This is a genomic window from Methyloceanibacter sp. (assembly GCF_050728395.1).
Lineage (GTDB): Bacteria > Pseudomonadota > Alphaproteobacteria > Rhizobiales > Methyloligellaceae > Methyloceanibacter.
Genome location: NZ_JBOHJB010000030.1, coordinates 1 through 26710 on the forward strand (window position 1 = coordinate 1; position 26710 = coordinate 26710).

General features: G+C 65.2%; 22 protein-coding genes and 2 pseudogenes. 11 read left to right on the plus strand and 13 right to left on the minus strand.

All coding sequences use genetic code 11. The features are described 5' to 3' along the window. The 4 genes and pseudogenes from ACREC7_RS07300 to mutL form a co-directional block, all read left to right on the plus strand. A pseudogene (locus ACREC7_RS07300) lies at positions 1 to 308 on the plus strand (insulinase family protein); the annotation flags it as partial. A 107-nt stretch (positions 309 to 415) separates the two neighbouring features. Further along, the gene (locus ACREC7_RS07305) at positions 416 to 1678 is read left to right on the plus strand and encodes a M16 family metallopeptidase (RefSeq protein WP_431555028.1); all 1263 of its coding nucleotides are present in this window, start codon (positions 416 to 418) and stop codon (positions 1676 to 1678) included. 9 nt (positions 1679 to 1687) lie between these two features. Then, positions 1688 to 3013 (plus strand): glucose-6-phosphate isomerase, encoded by a 1326-nt coding sequence (locus tag ACREC7_RS07310; protein ID WP_431555029.1) that lies wholly within the window; start codon positions 1688 to 1690, stop codon positions 3011 to 3013. 19 nt (positions 3014 to 3032) lie between these two features. Next, on the plus strand, positions 3033 to 4790 hold the full coding sequence (gene mutL / locus ACREC7_RS07315; RefSeq protein WP_431555030.1) for a DNA mismatch repair endonuclease MutL: 1758 nt from the start codon (positions 3033 to 3035) through the stop codon (positions 4788 to 4790). Between the two features lie 9 nt (positions 4791 to 4799). On the opposite strand, the gene ACREC7_RS07320 is transcribed toward mutL, so the two are convergent. From ACREC7_RS07320 to ACREC7_RS07330, 3 genes are read right to left on the minus strand one after another with little or no spacing between them, the layout of a single operon-like run. Further along, positions 4800 to 5813: a hypothetical protein gene (locus ACREC7_RS07320; RefSeq protein WP_431555031.1), complete on the minus strand. Its 1014-nt coding sequence runs from the start codon at positions 5811 to 5813 to the stop codon at positions 4800 to 4802. Between the two features lie 25 nt (positions 5814 to 5838). Further along, entirely contained in the window at positions 5839 to 6450 is a 612-nt protein-coding gene (gene rsmD / locus ACREC7_RS07325) for a 16S rRNA (guanine(966)-N(2))-methyltransferase RsmD (protein WP_431555032.1), read from the minus strand. A gap of 8 nt (positions 6451 to 6458) precedes the next feature. Further along, complete coding sequence (locus ACREC7_RS07330) at positions 6459 to 7235, minus strand: pseudouridine synthase (protein WP_431555033.1); 777 nt, start codon at positions 7233 to 7235, stop codon at positions 6459 to 6461. A gap of 118 nt (positions 7236 to 7353) precedes the next feature. Between ACREC7_RS07330 and ACREC7_RS07335 the strand changes: the two genes are divergently transcribed. Beyond that, positions 7354 to 7785: a nucleoside deaminase gene (locus tag ACREC7_RS07335; RefSeq protein ID WP_431555034.1), complete on the plus strand. Its 432-nt coding sequence runs from the start codon at positions 7354 to 7356 to the stop codon at positions 7783 to 7785. Positions 7786 to 8077: 292 nt separating this feature from the next. Next, positions 8078 to 8911, plus strand: a complete 834-nt coding sequence (locus ACREC7_RS07340) for a BglII/BstYI family type II restriction endonuclease (RefSeq protein WP_431555035.1) — start codon at positions 8078 to 8080, stop codon at positions 8909 to 8911. Positions 8912 to 8914: 3 nt separating this feature from the next. Here ACREC7_RS07340 and ACREC7_RS07345 read toward each other — a convergent pair whose 3' ends face one another. From ACREC7_RS07345 to purD, 4 genes and pseudogenes are all read right to left on the minus strand, one after another. Then, entirely contained in the window at positions 8915 to 9574 is a 660-nt protein-coding gene (locus ACREC7_RS07345) for an MT-A70 family methyltransferase (RefSeq protein WP_431555036.1), read from the minus strand. 152 nt (positions 9575 to 9726) lie between these two features. After that, positions 9727 to 11482 (minus strand): annotated as a pseudogene (locus ACREC7_RS07350) (glucan ABC transporter ATP-binding protein/ permease). Positions 11483 to 11494: 12 nt separating this feature from the next. Beyond that, on the minus strand, positions 11495 to 11827 hold the full coding sequence (locus tag ACREC7_RS07355; RefSeq protein ID WP_431555037.1) for a hypothetical protein: 333 nt from the start codon (positions 11825 to 11827) through the stop codon (positions 11495 to 11497). A 177-nt stretch (positions 11828 to 12004) separates the two neighbouring features. Beyond that, the gene (purD, locus tag ACREC7_RS07360) at positions 12005 to 13339 is read right to left on the minus strand and encodes a phosphoribosylamine--glycine ligase (protein WP_431555038.1); all 1335 of its coding nucleotides are present in this window, start codon (positions 13337 to 13339) and stop codon (positions 12005 to 12007) included. A 76-nt stretch (positions 13340 to 13415) separates the two neighbouring features. On the opposite strand from purD, the gene xseA reads away from it, so the two are divergent. After that, positions 13416 to 14846 (plus strand): exodeoxyribonuclease VII large subunit, encoded by a 1431-nt coding sequence (gene xseA, locus ACREC7_RS07365; RefSeq protein ID WP_431555039.1) that lies wholly within the window; start codon positions 13416 to 13418, stop codon positions 14844 to 14846. Between the two features lie 76 nt (positions 14847 to 14922). Continuing rightward, on the plus strand, positions 14923 to 15153 hold the full coding sequence (locus tag ACREC7_RS07370; RefSeq protein ID WP_431555040.1) for a DUF2093 domain-containing protein: 231 nt from the start codon (positions 14923 to 14925) through the stop codon (positions 15151 to 15153). 176 nt (positions 15154 to 15329) lie between these two features. On the opposite strand, the gene lpxK is transcribed toward ACREC7_RS07370, so the two are convergent. The 6 genes from lpxK to ubiA form a co-directional block, all read right to left on the minus strand. Beyond that, on the minus strand, positions 15330 to 16349 hold the full coding sequence (gene lpxK / locus ACREC7_RS07375) for a tetraacyldisaccharide 4'-kinase (protein WP_431555041.1): 1020 nt from the start codon (positions 16347 to 16349) through the stop codon (positions 15330 to 15332). Continuing rightward, complete coding sequence (locus ACREC7_RS07380; protein ID WP_431555042.1) at positions 16339 to 18357, minus strand: glycosyltransferase N-terminal domain-containing protein; 2019 nt, start codon at positions 18355 to 18357, stop codon at positions 16339 to 16341. The genes lpxK and ACREC7_RS07380 overlap by 11 nt, the downstream gene beginning before the upstream one ends. 16 nt (positions 18358 to 18373) lie before the next feature. Next, positions 18374 to 20302: an ABC transporter ATP-binding protein gene (locus tag ACREC7_RS07385; protein WP_431555043.1), complete on the minus strand. Its 1929-nt coding sequence runs from the start codon at positions 20300 to 20302 to the stop codon at positions 18374 to 18376. Positions 20303 to 20635: 333 nt separating this feature from the next. Further along, a complete protein-coding gene (locus ACREC7_RS07390; protein WP_431555044.1) occupies positions 20636 to 20899 on the minus strand; it encodes a DUF4170 domain-containing protein in 264 nt (87 codons plus the stop codon). Positions 20900 to 20948: 49 nt separating this feature from the next. Beyond that, complete coding sequence (locus ACREC7_RS07395; protein ID WP_431555045.1) at positions 20949 to 21770, minus strand: inositol monophosphatase family protein; 822 nt, start codon at positions 21768 to 21770, stop codon at positions 20949 to 20951. Between the two features lie 204 nt (positions 21771 to 21974). Continuing rightward, the gene (gene ubiA / locus ACREC7_RS07400) at positions 21975 to 22928 is read right to left on the minus strand and encodes a 4-hydroxybenzoate octaprenyltransferase (protein ID WP_431555046.1); all 954 of its coding nucleotides are present in this window, start codon (positions 22926 to 22928) and stop codon (positions 21975 to 21977) included. A 52-nt stretch (positions 22929 to 22980) separates the two neighbouring features. Here ubiA and ACREC7_RS07405 point away from each other — a divergent pair, with 52 nt between their 5' ends. The 3 genes from ACREC7_RS07405 (at position 22981) to ACREC7_RS07415 (ending at position 26676) form a co-directional block, all read left to right on the plus strand. Beyond that, the gene (locus tag ACREC7_RS07405; RefSeq protein WP_431555047.1) at positions 22981 to 23715 is read left to right on the plus strand and encodes a 16S rRNA (uracil(1498)-N(3))-methyltransferase; all 735 of its coding nucleotides are present in this window, start codon (positions 22981 to 22983) and stop codon (positions 23713 to 23715) included. 88 nt (positions 23716 to 23803) lie between these two features. Next, positions 23804 to 25186, plus strand: a complete 1383-nt coding sequence (locus ACREC7_RS07410) for a glutamate--cysteine ligase (protein ID WP_431555048.1) — start codon at positions 23804 to 23806, stop codon at positions 25184 to 25186. Between the two features lie 62 nt (positions 25187 to 25248). After that, the gene (locus ACREC7_RS07415) at positions 25249 to 26676 is read left to right on the plus strand and encodes an ArnT family glycosyltransferase (protein WP_431555049.1); all 1428 of its coding nucleotides are present in this window, start codon (positions 25249 to 25251) and stop codon (positions 26674 to 26676) included. The last annotated feature ends 34 nt before the right edge of the window (positions 26677 to 26710 follow it).

The following is a 26710-nucleotide window of genomic DNA, read 5'->3' on the forward strand; positions in this document are numbered from 1 at the left end:
AGCGCGGCGTCACCCAAGCCGAGCTCGACCGCGCCCGCAGCGCCTTTCTTGCCGAGTTCGTCTATGCCAACGACAGCCAATCGCGCATGGCGCGCCACTATGGTTGGAGGCTCGCTACCGGGATGACCGTCGAGCAGGTCGAGAACTGGCCCGAGAGGGTGAAGCAGGTGACGGTCGACAACATCCGCGACGTGGCGCGGAAATATCTCGTCGACAAGAACTCGGTGACGGGGATCCTAGTGCCGGCGCCTGACAAGACGAGCCGCGGCGAGCAACCGGCCCATGCCCCAAGCCCCGGCAGGTCTTAGTCGCCATGGAGCAGACGGGGTTTTGCCGCCCCTTCGCGCGAGCCGGGTGCAGGCGCACCGCCGCGTTTGCGCTGCTTGCGGCGCTTGCCACAACCCCGGCTGACGCCATGGAGATCAAGCGCGTCACCAGTCCGGGCGGCATCGAGGCTTGGCTCGTCGAGAGCCACGCCAATCCCCTGATCGCCATGCGCTTCGCCTTCCGCGGCGGCGCCGCGCAAGACCCGCAAGACAAGCAGGGCCTCGCCTATTTCGTGTCAGGCATGATGGACGAAGGTGCTGGCGACCTCGACTCGGTGGCCTTTCAAGAGCGCTTGCAGTCGCTTGCCACGCGCATGGATTTCGATGCGAGCCGCGACGTGATGCTCGGCAATGTGCAGATGCTCGCTGCCAACAAGGACGAGTCGTTCGACCTGTTGCGCCTCGCCATGTCGAAGCCGCGCTTCGATGCAGACGCGATCGAGCGGGTGCGCGCCCAGATCATCGCCGGATTGAAGTTCGACGAGAACGACCCCGAGGAGGTCGCTTCGCTTGCCTGGGACCGTCTCGCCTTCCGCGACCACCCTTATGGGCGCCCCATCAAGGGCACCAAATCATCCATCGCCGCGATCGCCCGGGACGATTTGCAGGGCTATTTGCGTCGCGTGTTCGCCCGCGACAAGCTCGTGATTACCGTGGTTGGCGACATCGATGCCGAGACACTCGGCCGCGCGCTCGATCATGTGTTTGTCGCACTGCCGCAGCACTCGGTGCTGGCGCCGATCGCCGACGTCAAGCCGCCGCTCGGGCCAACCCGCGAGATCATCGAGATGGACGTGCCGCAATCGGTGGCGCAGTTCGGCCATCGCGCCTTTTCGCGCAAGGATGACGACTTCATGGCCGCCTATATCCTCAATTACATCATCGGCGGCGGCGGTTTCTCTTCGCGCCTGATGGAAGAGGTGCGCGAGAAGCGCGGGCTCGCCTATTCGGTGCATTCGAACCTTTTTCCCTACCAGCACGGCGCCGTGTTCGTCGGCAATGTGGCGACGCAGAATGAGAGGGTTGGCCAATCCTTGGAGGTGATCGAGAGTGAGCTCAGGCGCCTTGCCGAGGAGGGACCGAGTGCCGAGGAGCTCGCCGGCGCCAAGAGCTATCTCACCGGCGCCTATGCGCTGCGCTTTGAGTCCTCCAGCAGCATCGCCAACCAGCTTCTGTGGATTCAGATCGAAGATCTCGGCATCGACTATATCGGCCGGCGCAACCAGCTGATCGAGGCCGTGAGCCTCGACGACATCAAGCGCGTGGCGAGGCGCCTGATTGAGGCCGATCGCCTGATCACTACCATCGTCGGCAAGCCGGTTGAGGCAAGGCCGAAGGCGGCACCGGGCTAGGGCTGGCCCATGCCGCTGTCGCAATCCGTCGAAGGCTGCCTTGAGGCGAATATCGGCAAGGCTGGCCTCTCGCAGGCAGCGCTCGATCGCACCCTCGCTCGCCTGCAACCTCGCATCGAGTCCTTGCGCGATGACCATGCCTCAGGCGCGCTGCCCTTGCTCCGCGTGCCGGAGTGGCGCGATGACATCGATGCGGCTCGGTCCGCGCTTGCTGCGCTCACGAAGGAGGCAAGGACGCTCGTGTTCTTCGGCACCGGCGGTTCCAGCCTTGGCGGCCAGACGCTCGCTCAACTCGGCGGTTGGGGGATTCCCGGCGACGACGGCAATGGCGGCCAACGCGACCGTCCGCGCACCCGCTTCTACGACAACCTCGATCCTCGCACGCTTGAGCGGGCGCTCGCGAACCTGGACCTCGCCGCCACCCGCTTCGTGGTCACCTCCAAATCTGGCAACACGCCTGAGACCCTGGTGCAGGCCATCGCGGCAATAGAGGCCGTGCGCGCGGCTGGCCTTGGGCCGCGCATCCCCGAGCTCTTTCTCGGCCTCACCGAGCCGCGCAGCGGCGCGGCCACCAACGGCCTGCGCGACCTGTGCGAAGCCTTGTCGATCCCCACGCTTCCCCACGAGCCAAAGATCGGCGGCCGGTTCGCAGGCTTGACCAATGTCGGGCTCTTGCCGGCGCTCGCCCGCGGGCTCGATGTGGAGGCGCTGCGCGACGGCGCAAGGTCCGTCGTCAAGGCGCTGCTCGAGGCACGAGCGCCGCAGGACTTCGCGCCTGCGGTCGGCGCCGCCATCGCCATCGGCCTCGCCAAGGAGCGCGGCATCAAGGTGAGCGTGATGCTGCCCTACAGCGACCGGCTCGCGCGCTTCTCCGCCTGGTACGTCCAGCTCTGGGGCGAGAGCCTCGGCAAGAACGGCGAGGGGACGACGCCGGTCGCGGCACTCGGGCCGGTCGATCAGCATAGCCAGCTTCAGCTCTATCTCGACGGCGCGCCGCAACACTTCATCACCGTGGTGCGCGAGAATTGCGCCGGCAGCGGGCCGCGCGTGGCGGCCGATCTCGCCAAGGTCGCGCACGCCGAGTACCTCGCTGGCCGCGCCGCAGGCGATCTCGTGGCCGCGCAGCAGAAAGCGATCCCCGAGGCTTTGCTCGCCGCCGGCCGGCCGGTGCGCACCATCGACCTTGAACGGCTCGACGAGCGCTCGCTCGGCGCACTCTTGATGCATTTCATGTTGGAAACCATCCTCGCCGGCCACCTCTTGGGCGTCGACCCGTTCGACCAGCCCGCGGTAGAATCGGGTAAGATCATCACGCGCCGCTATTTGGGCGCGTGAAGCGCCGCGAGGGCCTTGGATGGCCATACGCCAGCTGCCGCCGAACCTCATCAATCGCATCGCCGCCGGCGAGGTGGTCGAGCGCCCGGCGAGCGTCGTCAAGGAGCTGGTCGAGAACGCTATCGATGCCGGCGCCAGCCGCATCGACGTGATGGCGAATGGCGGCGGCCTGAGCCTGATCCGCGTCTCCGACGATGGAAGCGGCATGGACCGCGACGATCTCGTCCTTGCTGTGGAGCGTCACGCCACCTCAAAGCTCAAAGGCGACGATCTCTCCCACATCCTCACCCTCGGCTTCCGCGGCGAGGCCCTGCCGTCCATTGCCGCCGTCGCCAGGCTCACCATCATGAGCCGCGCCCGCGGCGCCGATCGGGCTTACGAGATCGCAGTCGATGGCGGCCGCAAAGGTCAGCTCAAGCCTGCGGCGATCGGCGAGGGCACGCGCATCGAAGTGCGCGACCTGTTCTACGCGACGCCGGCACGGCTCAAATTCATGAAATCCGAGCGCGCCGAGACTGCTGCCATCGCCGATGTGGTGAAGCGCTTGGCGCTTGCCAACCCTGAGATCGCTTTCAGCCTCTCGACCGGAGACCGCGCGACTTTGCGGCTCGAGCCTTGCCCGTCGGGGCTGCTCGACCACGGACTTGCGCGGCTCGGCCGCATCCTCGGCGAGGAGTTCGTAACCGATGCGCTTGCCGTGCGCGCCGCACGCGGATCGCTTGCCGTCGAGGGTTTCGCCGGCCTCGCCACGCTGCATCGCCCCAACAGCCTCGGCCAGCATCTCGTGGTCAATGGCAGGCCGGTGCGCGACAAGCTGCTCGCTGGTGCCGTGCGCGGAGGCTATGGCGACCTCGTGCCCAACGGCCGGCACCCCATGCTCGCGCTCTTCCTCACGCTCCCTCCCGATGAGGTCGACGTGAACGTCCATCCTGCCAAGACCGAGCTCAGATTCCGCGACGCGCAAGCCGTGCGCGCCCTGATCGTCACCGCGCTTCACGAAGCTCTTGGCAGCGCGCAGCACCGCGCCACCGCGAGCCTGTCGCAGGAGGCGCTGTCCCGCATGACGCGGCCCGCGGGGGTCTCCATGCCCAGCCGTCAAGCTTTCGGCTTTGCCGACCGCGCCCAGGCGCCGCTCGCGCCCATGCCCGCGCCAAGCGCCGTCACCCATGTGGGCGCCGATGACGACAATGCTGTCGCCTATCCGCTCGGCGCGGCGCGGGCGCAGGTGCACGACACCTTCATCATCGCCGAGACGGAAAACTCGCTCGTCATCGTCGATCAGCACGCCGCCCACGAGCGCCTCGTCTATGAGCGCCTGAAGAACGCCTTCGCCAATGGCGGCCTCTCCCGCCAGATGCTGCTGATCCCCGAAGTGGTCGAGCTCGACGCCGAGGCTGCCGAGCGTCTCGCCGGAGCTGCAGAGGAGCTTGAGCGGCTCGGGCTCGTGGTCGAGGCTTTCGGTCCGTCAGCCGTGGTCGTGCGCGAGGTCCCCGCTCTGCTCGGCCTGGGCAATATCCAGGGCCTCGTCCGCGATCTCGCCGACGAGCTCGCCGAAGGCGAGGGGAGCCTCGTCGTCTCCGAGGGGCTCGACCACGTGCTCTCCACGATGGCCTGCCACGGCAGCGTGCGGGCCGGCCGCCGCCTCAATGCCACGGAGATGAACGCGCTTCTGCGCGACATGGAGGAAACGCCGTTCTCGGGCCAATGCAATCACGGGCGGCCGACCTACGTTGAGCTCAAGCTCTCCGACATCGAGAAGCTGTTTCAGCGCCGCTAGCGTCAGTTGCTACTTGAAGCTGCGCAGCACCGCGCCATGCAGGAAGGCGCTATCGGCATTGGCCACGTCGCCGGTGGCCTCGCCGAGATTGAGATGGGCGATCAGGATCAGATGGCCGCTCCCCGTCTTCACCAACGTGTAGTGGATCTCGACCGACTTTCCGGTGGAGCGGCAGGCGGTGTAGAGGCGCTTCACGCTCACCGACTCCGCCGGCTCGCTGATCTTCTTGCCTGAGGCGAACGTGCCTTTGCAGTTCCTGGCGTCGTCCACCATCACCTCGTTCGCCGCCTCGTCGAGATCGGCGGCGCCCATATCCTTGTAGCCGACCAGCGCCGCGACGATGCCGTTCGCGTATTTCCACACCACGTCGAAGCTCGGCATGGGGGTCTCTTGCGGATCCTCCATCTCATAATTGGTGATGCCGGCCGAGGCGAGCAGGTCCGAGGCGAACGCCGCTGCCTCGCTCGGGGTGAAGAGCTTGTTGCCGTTGTCTTCGCCTTCCTCCGGGGCCTTGGCCTCGATGCTGCCTGCCTTCTCCGCCGCCAGATTCTCGCTCACGCAATTGGCGAGAGCGGCGATCGCGTCGCGCGTACCGGAAAGCTTGAAGCTCACTTCGCCGGCCGGCGTGATGACGGCGAGCGTGTGGCCGTGGCGCATGGCTTCCACCACGGGATCGGCGTTGTCGAGCGGCACCAAAATGCCGTGCGCATCGACCACCTTGGCGGTGCCGGCAATTGGGTCGAGCTTGTCGACCGCAAGCGTCACTTCCTCCTCGCTTCCCACCTTTAGGGTCCATTTGTCGTCGGCGAGCACCAGCCCCCAGCCGAAGTCGCGGCTGATGATGAAGGCGAGCGTGATGCCGTTGGCATAGTCCGCGGTCATGGTGCAGTCGCGGAAGGTGCCGTCTTCGTCGTGATTGGCTTGTCCTTCCCAGCCGCCTGAGGTGAAGGCGTCGGCCGGCGCGACGAAAGCGATCGTCGCTGCGAGGAGAGAGGTAAGGCCCAGGACTTTGAACAGCTTCATGGCACCCTCGTCCCCGGAACAACTGTCATTCAACCACATCTGCCCGCTTCGGGCCACCGCGCCGAGCCGCGCCGAGTGCCGGAAAAGCCCGCATCACGACAATTTTAGTCTCTCCGTAGATACGCGCGTCGAGCTCTTGAAACGAGGCCGGAAGCGCAGCCTCAGCGTCGGCGCGATCCTCTAAAACCGCGATGGCGCCATCCCTGATCCATCCTCCGGCAGCGGCTGATTGAAGCGCTCTTGGCCCCAGGCCCTTGCCGTAAGGCGGATCGAGGAAGATGAGGTCGAAGGGCTGCATGGTGCCGGCCTCGCCGAGCTTGGTCGCGTCGCGCCGCCAGATCTTGGAGGCACCGGTCAGCGACAGCGCCTCGACGTTGCGGCGGATGGCAGCGCGCGCCTCGGCACTCTCCTCCACGAACAGGCAGAAGCGTGCGCCCCGCGACATCGCCTCGAGCCCGAGCGCGCCAGAGCCTGCGAACAGATCAAGCACGCGGGCGCCGGCGAAATCGAATTGCGGCGCGCCGTGTTCGAGCACGTTGAACAGCGCCTGGCGCACGCGGTCGGAGGTCGGCCGCGTGCCGAGCCCCTTCGGTGCCTCGATGCGTGTGCTTCTGAATTTGCCGGCGACGATCCGCATGGCCGCTCTCAGGACTTTCGCTGCCCGCGCGCCGCCCGCAGCCTTTGGTTCTCGCTGCTCAATCCCAATTCTGCGGTGAGCTTTGCGCCGAGCTGCTCCTTGAGCACGCGTTGCTTGACCTCGCTCACCTGGCCGGATGCCAAATCGCCGAGCGCGAACGGCCCGAAGGACACGCGGATCAGCCGGTTGACGGTGAGGCCGAGCGCTTCGGCGAGCCGCTTCACCTCGCGGTTCTTGCCTTCGCGAAGCCCAAGCGTGAGCCAGACATTGCCGCCTTGCGCCCGATCGATCCTCGCTTCCACCGGCCCGTAATGCACGCCGTCGATGGTCATGCCGCGGGCGAGCTTGTCGAGGTCGGCTTGGCCGATCCTGCCATGCGCCCGCACGCGATAGCGGCGCAGCCAGCCGGTGCTCGGCAGCTCCAAGTGCCTGGCAAGCGCGCCGTCGGTGGTGAGCAGCAACAGTCCCTCAGTGTTGAGGTCGAGCCGCCCGACCGAGATCACGCGCGGCAGCTCCTCAGGCAGCGCCTCGAACACCGTCTTCCGCCCTTGCGGGTCCTTGTGGCTGGTGACGAGCCCCTTCGGCTTATGATAGCGCCACAGCCGTGGCGCTTCCGTCTCAGGCAGCATCATGCCGTCGACGGTGACCTTGTCGCCTGGTTTGACCACGTGAGCAGGGGTGACGAGCACCGTGCCATTGACCGCCACGCGGCCCTGCTCGATCCATCTTTCGGCGTCGCGCCGCGAGCAGAGCCCGGCATGGGCGATGGCCTTGGCGATACGCATGGGCTCCGCCGCCTTTACCGGCGCCGGCTTGCCCCCTTGACCAGGCCTTCGCTTCGCGCCCACTTTCCCGCCCATGGATGAAAAGCTTGCAGATGTGACGAGCCCAAGCAAGCGGCCCATGGATCTCGCCCTCGCCGAGGCCGAGGCTGCCGGCCTTTCGGGCGAGGTGCCCGTCGGCGCCGTGGTGGTGAGCGCCACAGGCGAGGTGCTGGCAGGCGCCGGCAATCGGACGCTTCAGCTCCGCGATCCAACCGCCCATGCCGAGCTGCTCGCCATCAGGGAGGCCTGCGCCAAGCTCGGCAGCGAGCGGCTCATCGATTGCGATCTCTATGTGACCCTCGAGCCTTGCGCCATGTGCGCCGCCGCCATCTCCTTTGCCCGCATCCGCAGGCTCTATTTCGGCGCGCCCGATCCTAAGGGCGGCGCCGTCGAGCATGGCCCGCGCTTCTTTGCGAGCCCGACCTGCCACCACGCGCCGGAAGTCTATGGCGGCATCGACGAAGCGCGCGCCTCCGAGCTCCTAAAGCGCTTCTTCGCCGCCCGCCGCTAACCACTTGCGACATCCACGTTTTCATACCTCCCCCTTGCGGGGAGGTCCGACGACGTCCCTTCGGGCGGCGTCGGGGTGGGGGGTTTTTCAACGGCGGGACAATCACCCCACCCGCCGCGCTGTTCGAGCGCGACTCCCTCCCCGTCAAGGGGAGGGATGAAAAGCCGTGCTTGATTGCTTCGCCGGGCGAGCCCGCGAAGTCATGTCAAAGAGCGAGATGCGCTCAAGTAGCGCGAAGCGCGGTACGCCCGGGCGGATGGACCGGGAAATGCAAACTTGCTAGTAGGCAAAGATGTTTGAGAAACTACGCGAGCGCGGCTTCCAAGTCGAAACACTCTCTCACGCACAAGCAATTCTGAAGGGGGACTTCCCTGCGGCTGCAAAAGAACTCGAAGAAGTTCTGCTCAACGCTCAGGTGCCGATCGAAGAAATCATTGCCGGTGGCGGCGGCGAAGCAAAGGGAACGCAGCGACTTCGCAAGGGGCTTCAGAGTCGCGGTTGGGCCACAAAGACATTTACGGTGGTCAAGACGATCAATGGCCTCGAGCGGGAGGCCATCTCCCACAAGATGGATCACGTCAAGGGATTTCCCGACCCCGAGAGCGGAGAGGAACATGCGCTTGCTCTCGAAATCGAGTGGAACAACAAGGATCCCTTTTTTGACCGGGATCTTGAGAACTTCAAGCGACTCCATGCTGACGGCGCAATTTCAGCCGGCATGATTATCACGCGAGGTCGCGCGCTACACGACGGAATGAGGGCGATGGTCGGTCGCTTCGTCGAAGAGCGAAAGATTAAGAGTCTGGATGATCTATTGGAGTGGGGCTACGACCCCACGGCGAGACAGCGCAACGCGATCACGAAACGCGTCACACGCGCGCGAAGTCCGATCTCCTTCCGCGAATCCTTCGTGGCACAATTTGTAAGTGACAAATTTGGAGAAGCAACGACGCATTGGAAAAAGCTGGAAGATCGGGTTAGCCGTGGCGTGGGAAACCCCTGTCCGCTCGTGCTCATCGGCTTGCCAGACTCGATCGTCACGTTTGGCGAGGACGAGTCTACCGTAAGAGAGATTATTGCCGCAGCCCAGTCGGAAGAAAACGACGCTCAGACGAGTGCGAAATGATCCCTACTTTGCGAAGATGTCTTGGCTATCGATTGAATTGTAACCGTAGGTTGGCCACGACGGCCTGTAGGACTGGTCGGCTTCGTTTCCCCAGGCTGTCCAGTTTTTTCGAGAACCCCGGGCAAACAGTTCTAGGTAAGGCCCTGGAGAGCAAGCCTCGATAATTGGAAATAACTCATCGGGCTTGCGCGAGTGTTCGCGTTTCCGGGCCGCCACGAAATTGACCTGTCGACGTCCGGGGGCAAGAGTCCGCGCGTTCTTGCCGCGAACACCAAAGAGAATCAACTCGGTGACATTTCGAAAGTAGAATCCAACTCCGCGCCCATCGGATCCGCCATCCTTTCGGATCTTGTGCCAGACAATGTTGGATTTATAGGTGAAACCCCAGGCGGCCATAACCGTTAGCCCCTCATGCAGTAACGCATTCGGGACCCAAAGGTAGAGATGCGCTTTGGGAGCAGCAATTTCCGCAACTGGAAGGCTGACAATCTCTTTCAATGTGAGCGTCCCATAACGTGATAGGCGCCGATGCTCAGGCGCCACTTTTCCGGTGCGGTTGGTAAACTGCCAAGGCGGGTCAGCCAGGATCGTGCTGAAACGACGCGCGCCCACAAAGCGCGTGAGATCAAAAGACGGGTCAACCTGTTCTGCCGGCGCTAGCATCAGCCATCCCTCAACGTGGAAATGCAGAATGCGGTGATTCTCAAAGGCTAACTAGAGCCAGGGCACTGCGCCGAGGCTTACGAACAAATGTAGAACATTTGGCGGCAAGCGGCAACAACTGCTCTGTACATCATGTGGATAGTCTAACTCTGCTACTGCGGTGCCGGCGCGAGGAACTGGGCCTCGGCCAATTTGGCGAACACCCGACGCCGCGCCACCAGCTCATCGAAGCTGCCGCTCTCCACGATGCGGCCCTTGTCGAACACGAGGATGCGCGTGGCGTTGCGCACCGTGGCGAGCCGATGCGCGATGACGAAGGTGGTGCGGCCCTTCATCACCTCGGCAAGCGCCGCCGTCACCTTGGCTTCGGTTGCGGCGTCGAGCGCGCTCGTCGCCTCGTCGAGGATCAAAATAGGTGGGTCCTTCAGCAGCGCCCGCGCGATCGACAGCCTCTGGCGCTCGCCGCCGGAGAGCATGCGGCCGCGCTCGCCGACGGTCGCGTTCAGCCCATCGCCGTGACGCTCGATGAACTCGAGCGCCTCGGCCCGCTTGCAGGCGGCGAGTATTTCCGCATCGGTGGCGTCAGGATTTGCCGACGCGCAAATTCTCGGCGATCGAGCGGTTGAACAGCAGCGGCTCCTGGAAGATCACGCCGATATTGCGCCTGAGGCTCGTGAGCGTCACGCCACGGATGTCGCGGCCGTCGATGCTGATCTTCCCCGCTTGCGGATCGTAGACGCGATAGAGCAGCGCCAGCGCCGTCGATTTGCCGGCACCCGTGGCGCCGACCAGCGCGATGGTCTCGCCAGGCTCGGCCTTGAAGGTGAGGTCCTCGACGGCGGGGAGCTTGCCGTCATAGGAGAAGGTGACGCCGTCGAAGGACACCTCTCCGCGAACGTTCTTGAGGGTGACCGCGTTTTTGCGGTCCTTGACCGAAGTGGGGGTGTCGAGCACGCCGAAGAATTCCTCAAGCCTCGGCACGTTCATGAACACGGAATTGACGAAGCGCGCCGCCTGCTCGAGCCGCTGGATCAGCATTCCGGCGAAACTCATGAACATGACGATGCCGCCGATCGTGGTCTGTCCTTGCGCGAACAGGACGAGCCCGAGGATCAGGATGGCGAGCATTGTGAGCGTGGTCGATGCCTTGGTAATGGTGGAGACGACCGCCCACCAGGACAGCACGGGCATCTGCGCGCCGAGCAGACGGTCGACCACTGCGCGCAATTCGCGCACCTCATCCTCGACGCGGGTGAAGCTTTGCACCAGCGCCACATTGCCGAGCGTGTCCGAGGCGCGCTCGGCGAGGTCGGAGTAATAGCGCTCCACCGATTTCTGCATGGTCTCGGTCTTGCGCAGCACGAAAACGGTGAGCGCGAGGAAGATGAGCGAAAGCCCGATGAGCAGAAGGCCGAGCCGCCAATTGAGATAGAGCGACAGAGGCAACAGCACGGCGATGGACACGATGGCCGCGAGATGCTCGCGAAAGAAGCCGAGCCACAGCCACCACAGCGTGTCGGTGCCGGCGAGCATCACCTTCATCAGCCGCCCTGAATGGGTGGCGCTGTGGAAGCTCAGCGGAAGCTGCAGCACGTGCTCGAAATAATCCGACAGCACAACCTGGCGGCGTCTATGCGCAAGCTTGTCGGCGTAGAGCGCGACGAGCGCCCCGCAGACGATGAGGAACAGCGCAAAGCCGGCCCAGCCGGCGACAAGCGGGGTGAGCTTGGGCCAGTCAGGTGTGCCGCCTGAGCCTTGGGCGCTCGCCAAGGCATCGATGATGCGGCCGAACAGCACCGGCTCGGCGAGCCCAGCTGCGGCGAGCGCCACATTGGCGAGTGCCAGAACCCAGCCGAGCCGCATTTGCGGGCCGAGCAGGCCGAGCACGCGGGCGTAGAGGCGGAGCATGTGAGAGGGAGGTCAGAACCCCGATTGCGGCGTCCAGTATCGCATGCTGGGCGGGTAGTTCAGCTGCGGATAGACCCGCTGCAGCGCTTGGGTCTCGTAGTCGCCCTTGGCGTAAGGCACGAAGCCGAAATAGGTGCTCCAGCCTCCTGGGCGGCGCGGCGGCGAATACACATAGGGATAGATCGGCGGCCGGCCGCGCTTGAAGATCTGCGCGGGCACGACCATGGCGCCGGGGCGGTCGAGCCCTTGCGCCGTGAGAGGCGCGGCGCTTGCCGGCGCAATGCTAAGCGCGATTGCGACGGCGCCGGAAAGAAGGGCTGCGGTTTTTCTTGAGCCTTGCGCCATCAGGGTCTCCGATCTGCGTTCAGGTCCAGCATGAAAGGTAGGCGTGGCAGCCTGCCGCCGCAATGAGTTACTGCAGGGGCGCACCGCGCCCATCCTCTCCCCAGCGGGGAGAGGTCGCACTTTCGCGTGAGCGAAGGTGCGGGTGAGGGGGAACGAGCTTTCGGCGTTGGAGCCCCCTCACCCCGACCCTCTCCCTAAAGGGGAGCGGGGGACCGCTGAGCCAGCGGCTTCGCTCGACTCCGCCTCGCGCGCAACCGCCCGCCAGCCGATGTCGTGGCGGCAGAAGCCTTCCGGCCACTCGATCTTGTCCACTGCGGCATAGGCGCTTGCTTGCGCCTCGCGAATGTCGCGTCCCCGCGCCGTGACGCCGAGCACGCGCCCGCCATCGGCGAGGATGCGGTCTCCGTTGCGTTTGGTGCCGGCATGGAAGATCTGCACATCAGGATTGCGCGCCGCTGCATCGAGGCCCCTGATCTCGGTGCCCTTGGCGTAAGCGCCGGGATAGCCCTTGGCCGCCATGACCACGCAAAGTGCGGGATCGCCAGACCATTCGAGCTCGACACTGGCGAGGCGCCCCTCCGCAGTGGCGAGCAGAGCTGGCAGCAGGTCAGACTTGAGCCGCAGCATGAGCGCCTGACACTCCGGATCGCCGAAGCGGACGTTGTATTCGATGAGCTTCGGCGCCCCGTCCTCGATCATCAGCCCGGCATAGAGCACGCCCTTGAACGGGGTGCCGGCGTCGGCCATCGCCAGCACCGTGGGCTCGATGATCTCAAGCATGGTGCGCCGGCAAAGCTCGCCCGTCATGATCGGCGCCGGAGAATAGGCGCCCATGCCGCCGGTGTTCGGCCCCCGATCGCCGTCGTAAGCGCGCTTGTGGTCCTGCGCCGTGGCGAGCGGCAGCGCGCATCTGCCGTCGACCAGCGCGAAGAAGCTCGCCTCTTCGCCGCGCAGGAACTCCTCGATCACCAGCTCGGTGCCGGCATCCCCGAAGGCGCCGCCGAAGCAGGCATCGATCGCAGCTTCGGCCTCAGCTCTCGTCGCGGCGATGGTGACGCCCTTGCCGGCGGCGAGCCCGTCAGCCTTGATCACGATGGGAAGCTTCTGCGCCGCCAAATAGGCTTTGGCCGCGGCGGCGTCAGAGAAGCGGGCATAGGAAGCCGTCGGAATTCCGGCCCGCGCGCATAAATCTTTGGTGAAGCCCTTGGAGCCTTCGAGCTGTGCCGCTCCCTTGGAGGGCCCGAATACTTTGATGCCCTGAGCTTCGAGATCGTCCGTAAGTCCGGCGACGAGCGGCGCTTCGGGGCCGATGACCACGAGGCCGACCTGCTTATCCTTGCAGAAGCTGGCGACCGCGTCGTGATCGCCAACATCGAGCGCCACGCAATCGGCGATCTCGGCGATCCCGGCATTGCCAGGGGCGCAATAAAGCATATCTAGCAGTGGGCTTTGCTTGAGCTTCCAGGCGAGCGCGTGCTCGCGGCCGCCTCCACCTATCAACAGCACGTTCAATGGGGTAAAGCTCCTTTGACCGAGGCTGCCTGCCTAGCACGCTGGCGCCGGAAGCAAAATGGAACCGCGGATCAGAATGGCCGAAGCCACCACAAATCAGTCGACCAATCTCGTCGAATATACTGTCTCCGAGCTTTCCTTCGCGCTCAAGCGCACCGTGGAGGAGGCCTATGGGCTGGTGAAGCTCCGCGGCGAGATCTCCAACTTCAACGGCCAGCACGGCTCCGGCCACTGCTATTTCAAGCTCAAGGACGAGAACGCCGTCATCGACGCGCTGATCTGGCGGAGCACCTATCAGCGGTTAAAGTTCAAGCCTGAGCAGGGGCTCGAGGTCGTGGTCAAGGGCAGGGTCACCACCTATCCCAACAAATCGACCTATCAGATCGTCATCGACGATCTTGAGCCTGCCGGCATCGGCGCGCTCATGGCGCTGCTCGAGCAGAGAAAGCGCGCACTCGCCGCCGAAGGCCTGTTCGACTCAGGCCGCAAGCTGCCGCTGCCTTATCTGCCGCGCATCGTCGGCGTGGTCACCTCGCCGACCGGAGCGGTGATCCGCGATATCTTGCACAGACTCGCCGACCGCTTTCCTTGCCACGTGATGGTCTGGCCGGTGCGGGTGCAGGGCGAGACCTGCGCCGTGGAGGTCGCCGCAGCCATCCATGGCTTCAACGGGCTGATCGCCGGCGCTTCGGTGCCGCGGCCAGACCTGATCATTGTGGCGCGTGGCGGCGGTAGCCTCGAAGACCTGTGGGGCTTCAACGAGGAGATCGTGGCCCGCGCCGTGGCCGCCAGCACCATTCCGCTGATCTCGGCGGTCGGGCACGAGACCGACTGGACCATCATCGACCTCGTCGCCGATTTCCGTGCGCCGACCCCGACCGCAGCAGCCGAGCGTGCCGTGCCGGTGCGCGCCGATCTGCATATCCAGGTGACGGACTTCGGGCTGCGAATCCTCAGTCATCTGCGGCGGCTGGTCGAGGGGCAGCGCAATCTGCTTGCCGCGCTCGCCCGTGGCCTGCCGCGGCGAAGCGAGATTCTTGCGCTGCCGCGTCAGCGCTTCGACGGGGCGAGTGCCAGGCTCGGCCGCGCGCTTGGCGCCAATGCCCATGCCCATTGCGTCGCCTTGGCGCGCTCGGCCACAAGGCTCAGGCCGCATCTCGTGCGTAACGCGGTGCGGGGAGGGCGCGACCGACTTGACCGTCTCGACCGGTCTGGGCGGCGCGCACTCGGCGCCCTGGTGGCGCGCTCGCGCCAGCGCATCGATGCGCGCATCCAGCTCCTCAACTCGCTCGGTTATCACAATGTGCTTGCCCGCGGCTTCACGCTGACCCGCGACGCCGAGGGCCGCATGCTTCGCCGCGCCGCCGAGGTTCATCGCGGCGAGCGTCTGGACATCGAGTTCGCCGATGGCCATGTCCCTGCGCAAGCCGATGGTGGCGACCGCAAGGCGACAGCAAGTCCGAAGCGTGCACGCGCGCGCGACGAAAAGCAGGGCACATTGCTGTAAGCGGGCTGGCCACCGCCACGCGGCGCGGCTATGGTAACTGAGTGCAATTCGACATGAGGCGAGTGACACCGCCGTGATGAACCGCTTCGAACGCAACATTGGCTTCAAGGGCGAAGCCAAGCTCAAATATCTCGACGGAGAGGTGCAGGTGCTGACGCCTGGCGACTTCGTGCGCTGCGCCGTCACCGGCCGCACCATCCCGCTCGATGAGCTGCGCTATTGGAGCGTCGAGCTGCAGGAGGCCTATGTCGACGCCGTCGCCTCGCTGAAGCGCTACCGCGACACCCACGCCACGCCTGCTGCTTAACACCACGAGCGTTGCCGGTTCGCTCCCCCTCTCCCCTGTGGGGAGAGGGTAGGGTGAGGGGGATCAAGCGCAACAGAACTGACTCCGAAAAACCCCTCACCCGCGTCGAAGCCAAGAGCTTCGACGCGACCTCTCCCCGCGGGGGAGAGGATGGGCGCGGAGCGCCCCTATCGGAATCAGCCCTGCCGGCGCTTTTCGATCGCTTCGACCATAAGCCGCTTCACCCTGTTGCCCTCGCCGAACGCGATGGCGATGAGCAGCGGGCGCGAGCGGAACCTGAGCTCGCTCAAAGCCGTGCCGTCGTCCTCGGGCAGCCGCACCCAGTCCTTCTCGGTGGTGACCAGCATGGCGTTCCATTCCCGAGCCCACTTAAGCAGCCGCTCGGCCTGGCGCTCGGTATAGGGGTGATGGTCGGCAAAAGAGCGCGTACCCGTGAGCCGCGCGCCGTTCTGCGACAGCGTGGCGTAGAATTTCTTCGGGTTGGCGATGCCGGCAAAGCCGATGACCGGCAGCACGCCGAGCCAACGCGGATCGCCGCGCGGCACCATGCGCGCTTTCAGCACCGGCTTGTTGCCAGCTTCGAAGCTCTTGACGAGCAGCGCGGCCCTGCCGCCGTCGCCGATCAGCAGCAGCGTGTCGGCGCGGGGCATTTGCTTGTCGAGCGGCGCCCGCAAAGGACCCGCCGGCATCACCAGCCCATTGCCGAGCCCCACTTGAGAGTCGACCACGATCAGGCTGAAATCCTTGGCAAGCTGCGGGTTCTGAAAGCCGTCATCCATGACGATGACGGTGGCGTCGGTGCCCTCGATCAATTTCGCGCCCGCCGCGCGATCCGCCGACACCACGGCCGGGGCGTGGGCCAGCAACAGCAGCGTCTCGTCGCCGATCTCGGCCGCGCTTTGCTCCTTGGCCGCGAGCACCGGGCCTTGCACCTTGCCGCCATAGCCTCTGGTGAGAAAGCAAGGCTTTTCGCCCGCTTCCTTAAGTACTTCGGCCACGGCAATCGCCGTCGGCGTCTTGCCGCCGCCGCCAGCGGTGAAATTGCCGATGCAGATCACCGGAAGGCGCGAGCGGTAGGGCTTGACCTCGGCCGCCTTGCGCTCGGCCATGCGCCCATAGAGTGCGCCGAGCGGCGAAAGCGCCGAGGCGAGCACGCCGGCGCGCCGGTACCACCAGAATGGCGCTCTAAGAAGCATGTTGCAGGGTCGCCTTTGACGGCAGGAATTGCTCAAGCTCGCTGATGGTACGCGGCAGCGCGCCGCCCATGCGCGCGATGGCACTTTCGGCGCGGGACATGATGCGCCCGCGCGCCTGCGCATCCTCGAGCAGGAGCAGCGTCGCCGTGGCGAGATCCTTCGCATCGCTCACTTGCACCGCGCCGCCTGCGCGCAACAGCTCGTCATAGGCGTCGGCGAAGTTCCGCCAATGCGGTCCGGTGACCACGGCGGCGCCGAGCTTGATCGCCTCGATCGGGTTCTGCCCGCCATGCGGCACGAGCGAGCCGCCGACAAAGGCCACCGGCACGAGACTGTAAAACAGCCCAAGCTCGCCGATCGTGTCGGCGATGTAGATATCGGTGGCTGCGTCCGGGAGCTTTCCTTCCGAGCGGAGCGCCACCTTGAGATTGGCGCCCTCCAGCAGCTTAGCGATGAATGGGCCGCGCTCGGGATGCCGCGGCACGATGATGGTGAGGAGATCGGGCCGCGCGCCTTTCATGGCGAGATGGGCGACGGCGGCGATGTCGTCCTCGCCCGGATGGGTGCTTGCCGCAAGCCACACCGTGCGTCCCGCAAGTGCTGCGGAGAGGGTCTTGTGCCCGGCCAAATCGACCGGCGGCGGCGGCGCGTCGATCTTGAGATTGCCGACCGGTACGCTGCGCGGAGTGCCGAGCGCGGTGAAACGCTGGGCGAAGCGATCGTTCTGCGCGAGCGCCAGACCGAACGCCGAAAATAGTGGACGGCTCAAGCCGGGACGCTTGCGCCAGCGGCGGAAGGAGCGGAACGACATGCGGCCGTTGACGAGCACGAGCGGGATGTGAAGCGCGCTCGTCTCGAGCACGAGGTTCGGCCAGATCTCGGATTCGACGAACACGGCGAGGTCAGGCCGCCAATGCTCAAGGAAGCGCCGCACGTAATCCTGATTGTCGAGCGGAACATATTGATGCACGGCGCCCTTGGGCAGCCGGGCGCGGGCAAGCTTCGCCGAGGTGACGGTGCCGGTAGTGAGCAAGAGGTTGATCTCCGGATGCGCGGCGACGATCGCCTCGATCACCGGCAGCACCGCATTGGTCTCGCCGACGCTCGCGGCATGGAACCACACGAGATAGCCTGGGGGGCGCGCCACGCTCGCCTCGCCGTAGCGCTCCAGGCGGCGGGCCGGCTCCTCCTTGCCGATGCGCGTGCGCCAGGCAAGCATCAGCGGCGCGAGCGGCGCGGCATAGCGCGTCAGCGCGCGATAGGCGCGAATGGCGAAGGCCGGCTTGGCGGCCTTGATTTGAGCTTGAGGCGACAAGGGATCGATACCCCCGGCAAGGTCGTAGGCGCGCGCGGTCGCTTGATTGAGGCCACGTTCGACGGCGATGCGGGCGGCCTCGACCGCGGCCGAATCGGCGTCAGGCGGCACCCTTACCGGATCGCCGACAACGATGCCAAGCTTGGAGAAGGGCAGGTTGATGGTGTAGGCGCTCCAACTATTGAGGGTAATGAACCGGCTCGTGGCCATGGCGCAAGGAACCACCGGCCGCCCCGAAAGCCGCGCCAGCATGACGATGCCGTTTCCGGCCTTGCGCGCGGGGCCCGGCGCAATGTCCGCGGTCATGGCCACGGTCGTGCCTTGCTTAAGCGCTTTGAGCGCTTCCCTGAGAGCGGCTGCCCCGCCGCGGTTTCCGCGCCGGTAGCCCGCGCCCGCGCCTCTGATCAGCCGCACCCCGAAGCGCTTGAGCACACCCGCGATCATTTCGGCGTCGCCATGCCGCGCGACCATGGCTGCGACCGCGGCTGGGCGGTCTGGCTTGATCTTCGGCAGCAGGCCGAACTGCCCGTGCCACATGGCGAAGATCTGTGGATGCTCGGCGAACAACTTGGCGTCGGTGTCGGGCGGATCGCGCCGCACTTCGCTCGTATTGTACACGAACCGGATATAGGCCGCGCCGAGAGCGCTGCCGAAATCGACCAATGGGCCCGAGGAGAGCAACCGCTTCGCCATGCTCTAGAGCGCTTGCCTAGCTTCCGACCACGGCGACGGCGTCTTCGTCGTCGGCATCGCCTACGCTTGCGCCCTCGAGACGAACGTCTTCGGCGCTGCCGTCAGTGGCCTTGCCGTTTTCGCTTTCGGCCACGTGGCCGCCGGCGATGCCGAACTGGGTTCCGTGCAGGCGCGTATAGAGGCCGCCTTTGGCGACCAGCTCTTCGTGACGCCCGACCTCGACGATGCGCCCCTGATCGAGCACGCAGATGAGATCGGCCTTCTTCACCGTGGACAGGCGATGGGCGATCATCAGCACGGTGCGCCCGCGCATCAATCCTTCGAGCGCGGTTTGCACCTTGGCCTCGGCCTCGCTGTCGAGCGAGCTCGTCGGCTCATCGAGCAGCAGGATCGGCGCATCCTTGTAGACCGCCCGGGCGATGGCGATGCGCTGGCGCTCGCCGCCGGAGAGCGACGAGCCTGCTTCGCCGACGCGCGTGTCGTAGCCCTTGGGCAGGCCCATGATGAAATCATGGGCCGCGGCGGCTTTTGCCGCGGCGACGACTTGGGCCTCGTCCTCCGGCTTGGTGCCATAAGCGATATTGGCGCGGATGGTGTCGTCGAACAGCACCGGGTCCTGGGTGACGAGGCCGATGGCGTCGCGGAGCGAGCCGACGGTGACCTGGGCGATGTCCTGCCCATCGATGACCACCTTGCCGCTTTCAGGATCGAAGAAGCGCAAACAGAGGTTGACCAGCGTACTCTTGCCGGAGCCGGAGGGGCCGACCAGGGCCACGGTGCGGCCGGAAGGAACGGTCAGGCTCACGCCTTTCAGCACCGGGTTGTTCGGCTCATAGGCGAAGGAGATCTTGTCGAATTCGATCTGGCCGCGCTTCAAAACGAGCGGCTTGGCGTCGGCCGCTTCGACGAGCTTCGTCTCGCGGTCGACAATACCGAACACCCGGCTCGCCGCAGCCACGCCTTCCTGCAGACTGGTTTGCAGCGTGGCGGCGCTTTTCAGCGGGCCGTAGATCAGGAGGGCCGAGGTCATGAAGCCCATGAACTGGCCGAGCGAGAGATCGCCGCGCACACCCTTGGTGCCGGCGAAATAGATGGCAAGACCAAAGCCCAGGCCGGTGAGGAGTTCGACCGAAGGGCTCGACAGCGCCCGGGCCCGTGTGCCGCGCATGGTGAATTCGAGCGCCCGGTTGATGGTATGCGCGGCGCGGGCTTCTTCCCGCGGTTCCTGGCGATAGGCGCGCACCACGCGCATGCCGCGCAAGGTCTGGGTGATCAGCGCCGAGAGGTCGCCGGTCTCCTGCAGGGACTTGGTGGTCGACTTCCGCATCTTGCGGCGCTGACGTCCGAGCAGGAACCAGGCAAACGGCATGAACAGCAGGATGAGGAAGGCAAAGCGCGCATCCATGTAGAACATGGTGGCGACCAGGATGACGACCTTGAGATAGTTCTCGCCGAGCGTGACGATCGAGCGGCTTGCCGTCTGCCTGATGAGATTGGCATCGTTGAGGAAGCCCGCGAGCAGCCTGCCTGAATGCACCGTCTGGATGAAAGAGAGGTCGGCGCTGGCAAGCTTGGCGAACATCTCGATGCGGAGATCGGCGATGAAGCGGTGGCCGAGATAGGCGACGGTGACGTCGGCCACGTATTCGGAAATCGCCTTGACGATGGTCACGACCACGATGGCCGCGGTGACCCAGTAGACCATCTGCTGGTTCTTGGCCACGAACACGTCGTCGGCGGTCTTCTGGATGATGAACGGGATGGCGCCGGTGGTCGCCGCCGTGAGCAGCATGGCGGCGCTCGCGAGCAAGAGCAGCCCGAGGCGCGGGCGCAAATGCTCCCGCCAGATGCGCATGACAATCTCGCCCGTAGTGTAATGGTGGGTCTGGAGCTCGTCAGCGCTCCGCGTGACCGTTCTCGCGTCGCTGAACAGTTGATCTTTCAAGCGCTTCCCCGATTCCACCGGTTTGGGCTTTCCGGCCACGCCCCCGGCGGAGCCTTTCTAGCATGCCCGGCAAGCTCCCTTTAAGGCGAAAAACCTAAGGCGCCCCGGGCCTGTGGAGCCAAGATTCGACGCATTTTCATACCTCCCCCTCGCGGGGAGGTCCGACGACGCCTTTTGGCGGCGTCGGGGTGGGGGCATCGCGCTCAAGCAGCGAAGCGGTAGCGCGTACTTTGGCCCCTCACCCCACCCGGCGATCCGGCTAGAAGCCGGCTCGCCACCCTCCCCGTCAAGGGGAGGGATGAAAAAGATCTCGCGCCTGTCACCTACCTAACGCTAGGAGCGCGGACCGGTTTCCGTCTCGGGATCGAGCAGCCGGTGCAGATGCACGATGAAATAGCGCATATGGGCGTCGTCCACGCTCCGCTGCGCCGCGTCGCGCCATGCCGCGAAGGCCTCGGCGTAGTTCGGGTAGATGCCGACGATATCGAGCGCCATCAGGTCGGAGAACTCGATTCCGTCGAGCGTGGTGAGCTCGCCGCCGAAGACGAGATGGAGGAGCTGCCGTGTGCCAGCCTTTGTCCCCTGCTTTGCCGCCATGATGTGTCCCAAGCTTCTTGATCCCGGGCCGACTTTGCCGAAAAGCGCGTCACAGGTCTACGCGGCTCGTGCGTTCGATCAGCTTGGCGTGGAGCAATGGCGGGGCGGCGACGAGGCTGGGGAAGCGGGGATTGGGCAGATTGAAGCGGAAGGCGTGGCCGTGATGATCGGTCACCACCCCGCCGGCCTCCTCGACCAGCAGCACGCCGGCCGCGAGGTCCCAATCGCATTTGGCGGAGAGCGACACGGTCGCATCGGCGCTGCCGGCGGCGACGAGCGCGAGCCGATAGGCGACGGAATTGACCCAGCGCGATTCGACGCCGGGCCAAGGCTCCTTCCAGATGCGCTTCTTGAACAAGCCGCCGCTGGCGATGAACAGAGCCCCTTCGAGATCGCTCCTCCCGCTCACTTTGATGGGGGCGTCGTTGAGAAAGGCGCCGCCGTCGCGAATGGCATGGAAGAACTCAGCCGTGGCGGGGTTGTACACCGCGCCAAGCACCGGCTTGCCCTCCTGCACCAGCGCCGCCGATATGGTCCACTCGGGTACGTGGCGGAGAAAGGCATTGGTCCCGTCGATGGGATCGACCATCCACACCAAGCGGTGCTCGAGCCGGTCGGGGTCGTCCTCGGTTTCCTCCGAGAGCCAGCCGTAATTCGGCCTGTCGCCGAGAAGCGCTCCCTTGAGAGCGTCGTCGACGGCCAAATCGGCCTCGCTCACCTCGGTGCCGTCGTGCTTCCTCCGCACCGCGAGGTCCTGCCGGAAATAGCTGAGCGCGAGCTTGCCTGCATCCTCGACCGCGGTCTTGAGCAGGCGGAAGTCCTCCTCGAGCGAGTGAGGAGCAGGGGCACTAGCGTGTGACAGCACGGTCATCTTGGTCTCGAAAACACTCTCTAAACCATATCGGCAGGAAGTGCCGGATACCGGACATTAACGACGTCTATTAAGCGGTTCGGATAAGTTCTATGGCAGGATCGTGGCAATAAAGGCTCTCCAAAGCAGCCTCAAGGAAGCTAACAGCAAGGCGTCATCGGGCCCCAGGGCGTGCATCCCTGGGGCCCGGTTCATTTAGGCGCTCTAGAACCGCGAAGCGAGAACCAGATCGAGCACGATGGCCGCGAACACGATCAATCCGAAATCGCGGTTCGACCTGAAGCGCTGCAGGCAATTGTCCGGATCGTCGATATCGAGGGTGGCCACTTGCCAGAAGAGATGGGCGCCCGCAGCGGCCATGCCAAGCAGGAACACGATCTCGGCGCCGGCCAGCAGCCCGGCAGTAGTGATTCCAAGCCAGGCAAACGCGTAGAACCCTGAAAGCCAAAACTTGGTCGACCGCCCGAATTTGAGCGCGGTCGATTTGAGCCCGAGCAGCTCATCGTCGTCGCGGTCCTGATGGGCGTAGATGGTGTCGTAGCCGATGGTCCAGGCGATGGCTCCGGCATAGAGGACGACCGCCGGTAATTCGAGGCGCCCGAGCACGGCGGAATAGCCGAGCAGAGCGCCCCAGTTGAAGGCGAGTCCAAGCACGGCCTGCGGCCAATGACTGAAGCGCTTGACCAGGGGATAGAGCGCGACGAGCGGCGCGACGGCAAGCCCGAGCCAGACGGTGGCGGCGTTGAAGGAGAGCAGCACCGCAACACCGATCAGGCAAAGCACCAGCATGAAAATGGTGGCGGATTTCGCGCTGACCTCGCCGCTCGGCAGCGGGCGGCCTTGCGTGCGGGCAACCTTGGCGTCGATATCCTTGTCGATGATGTCGTTATAGGTGCAGCCGGCGGCGCGCATCACCACGGCGCCGATGGCGAAGAGCACGAGCAGCCAGGCGTCAGGGTAATCGGCACCGATGCTGCGCGAGGCGAGCGCCACCGACCAAAAGCAGGGGATGGCGAGCAGCCAGAAGCCGGTCGGCCGGTCGACGCGGGCGAGCCGCAAATAGGGAAGTAGCGCCGCCGGCGCCAGCCGGTCGACGAGATTCGTCGCCTGCGCGTCGGCCACCCTGCTCGCTTTGCCTTGGGCAACAGGACGTGGCATGTCTGCGATCCCGTTTTCCTTTTGCCCTGAACTGGATGAGGTTTCCAGCAGAATGCCCTCCAAGCCTCAGCGGCTCTTCGTCAAGTCCCGACTTGGCCCCGGCGTCACGATCGAGCTTGAGCCCCCACAGGCGCACTATCTCATCAACGTGCTCCGATGCAAGGCCGGGGACGAGATCCTCCTCTTTAATGGCGAGGACGGCGAGTGGCGCGGGCAGTTGAGCGGGGCGACGAAACGCCGCGTAAGCATCACCCTTAACGAGCAGACCCGCCGGCAGATTTCGGGGCCTGACCTGCATTATCTGTTCGCCCCGCTGAAACGCGCCCGCCTCGATTATATGGCGCAGAAGGCGACCGAGATGGGGGCGGCCCTGCTCAAGCCGGTGATCACCCGCCGCACGACGCCTGAGCGCGTCAATAAAGCGCGGCTCCTCGCCAACGCCGTCGAGGCCGCCGAGCAATGCGGCATCCTGTGGGTGCCTGAGGTGGTCGAGCCCGAGCCGCTCTCCTCGGTTCTCGAGCATTGGGATGAAAAGCGGCTGCTGGTGTTCGCCGATGAAGCTGCTCCCGCAGCCTCGCCGCTTGCGGCGCTCGCAAGCAAGACCGCGGGACCGCTTGCCGTGCTGATCGGCCCTGAGGGCGGGTTCGAGGAGGAGGAGAGGGCGCTGCTGTTGGCTCGGCCCTTTGTTCTGCCGATCTCGCTCGGGCCCCGCGTGATGCGCGCCGATACCGCGGCCGTCGCGGCACTCGCTCTTGTCAATGCCACGATCGGAGACTGGCGGTCCTGACCCTGCCATATTCGCGACGGGGCAAACGTGCTAGGAGCGGCACAGTTCGCCCCGCAAACCCAAGTCGTGCAATCGAGCTAGTCTTCCCATGTCGACACGCGTAGCTGGGCCGCAAGGCCCGACCATCGAGTCGCGGGACGAGCTCGTCGCTTATCTCGAAGCCGGCTCCAAGCCGATGGCCGATTGGCGTATCGGCACCGAGCACGAGAAGTTCGGCTTCTACCGGCAGGATCACACGCCGGTTCCTTACGACGGCGAACGCGGCATCCGCGCTTTGCTCGAAGGCATGAAGCATCGTTTCTGCTGGGACAGCGTCGTGGAGCGCGGCAACATCATCGCGCTGCAGCGACCTGATTGCCCCAAAGGCGGCGTCGTCAGCCTCGAGCCCGGCGGTCAGTTGGAGCTTTCCGGCTCGCCGCTCCCCACCTTGCACGAGACCGACGAGGAGCTCCGCCACCATCTCTCCGAGGTGACGGAGATCGGGAGTGAGCTCGGCATCGGATTTTTGGGCATCGGCTTTTCGCCGAAATGGACGCTCGCCGAGACCCCGGTCATGCCCAAGGCGCGCTACGGCATCATGCAGCGCTATATGCCGACGAAAGGGCGGCTCGGTCTCGACATGATGTTCCGCACCGCGACGGTTCAGGTCAATCTCGACTTCTCAGACGAGGCAAACATGGTGGCGAAGATGCGCGTCGGGTTGGCGCTGCAGCCGATCGCCACTGCGCTCTTCGCCAATTCGCCGTTCACCGACGGCAGGCCGAACGGTTTCCAGTCCTATCGCGCCGAAGTCTGGCGCGACACCGACCCGGACCGCACCGGCAATCTTCCTTTCGCGTTCGAGCCAGGCATGGGATTTGAGCGCTATGTGGACTACGCCCTCGATGTTCCCATGTATTTCGTCTACCGCGGGGGCCGCTATATCGACGCCGCGGGGGCGTCGTTCAGGGACTTTCTCGCCGGCCACCTCAGCGAGCTTCCAGGCGAGCGTCCGACCTTCGACGATTGGGCCGACCATCTCACCACGCTGTTCCCCGATGTTCGGCTCAAGCGGTTCCTCGAGATGCGCGGCGCCGACGCTGGCCCGTTCGCCGAGCTGATGGCCCTTCCGGCATTCTGGGTCGGGCTCCTCTATGACCCGGCCTCGCTTGCCGAAGCTTCGGCGCTGATCGCCGACTGGAGCCCGAGCCAACGCCGGCACCTGCGCGACCAGGTTCCTCGCCTTGGGCTCAAGACGCCGTTTCGGGGGTTCACCGCGGGCGATGTCGCGCGCGAAGCCGTCGCCATCGCCGAGAGGGGGTTACAGCGCCGCGCCATTGCCGACAAGACCGGCGATGATGAGCGCAAGCATCTTGCTTCATTGGTCGAGACCGCGGCTGCAGGACGTTCGCCGGCCGATCGGCTGCTCGCCGAATACGCTGACGATTGGCATGGCGACATCGAGAAGCTGTTCGACGCCCACGCCTTCTGACCGCAGTGACTGACCCCACTCCCAACCCTTCGCGCATCCGATCTTGGTCAGCACGAGATGTGTTGACGGCAGCTTCCCTGTTCCTCGGCCTTGCCGCGCTCTTCGCCTTCACGCGCTCGCATTGGCTCGACGATTGGGACTCGGTGAACTTTGCCTTCGGCCTCGACGACTTCGACGTCACCAAGCATTGGCCGCATCCGCCAGGTTTTCCCGTCTATATCGCGGCGGGAAAGCTCGTCTATCGCGTCATTGCCGATCATGCGGCGGCACTCACTCTCGTTTCGGCCCTGTCCGGGGGCGCCGTCGCTTCGATGTTCTACGTCTTGGAACGGCGGCACTCAGATTGGCCCATCGCCTTGTGCGCCACCCTCATCATGGCGCTGTCGCCGCTGTTCTGGCTCCAGTCGGGGCTCGCGCTCACCGACATGTTCGGCATGGTGTTCGTGGTCGCTTTCTTGCTGGTCGAGGGAACGACGACGACCACGCCTCGCGGCGCGCTTGCAAGGCGCGTCGCCTGCGGCCTCATCGCCGGGTTGTCGCTCGGCGCGCGACCGCACATCACCCTCCTGATCGTCCTCTATTGGTGCTTCCGCGCGAGTGGCCACGTCGACGAGAGGCATGTCCTGAGCGCGGTGCTTGCCTTCGCCGCGGGCATCGCCGCATGGCTGATACCGGCATGCCTCGCCACCGGCGGCGCGCAGATCTATTGGACCGCCACTGTCGGCCAATTCGAATGGAGGTTCGGCCGGCCTGGCGTGTCGGTGCTCGGCACGCCCATCACCGGCCAATATTTGTTCGCCCGGGCTCTCGCCCTGATCGGCTCACTTGGGCAAGCCTTCGCGCCGATGCATCTCACCACGAGCCACATCGCGCGGCGCGCGGCGCTCGGGCTTCTCATCGTCGTGCCCTATGTCGTCTTTGCCTGGCGCGGTGCATCGAAGTCGATAGCCAGGCCCTACCTGATCGCATCGGCGGTCTACCTGCTGATGCTGTTCATCCTGCTGCCGGTGCGGCACTTGCGTTATTTCCTGCCGCTCAGTCTCGTCGTCGGCTGGTCGGTGTCAGGCTACCTGGCGTTATTCCACCGGCCCATGGTTCGTGCTCTTGCACTCGCGGCGCTCGCCGCGGTCACGGTGCTGCCGTCCTTCTTTCTGGTCGGAGGCCTTGGCAAAGTCCCGCCGCCGGTTGCCGGTCTCGCCTGGGTCAAAGCAAACCATCCGGCCGCTATGCTCTATTCGGATTCGTTGCGGCGGCACGCCGACTTCTATTGGCCCGAGGGCGAGACGGTGTCGGAGCCCAAGACCGAGGCCGACTGCGACCAGTTCCGCAAGAGCCTCGCATCAGGCCGCCCGGTGCTTTCGACCAATTCCAAGCTCTGCGGAATCGACGGCACGAAGCTCGTGGAGTTCAAGCGCGACGCGCGCATTCACGACAAGCACCACACCATCCCCATCTTCGAGTATGGCAAAAGCGCTGGCCACGCGGGTTGAAAGCCAATCGGCGAACAACTAGCTCCCGGGGCAA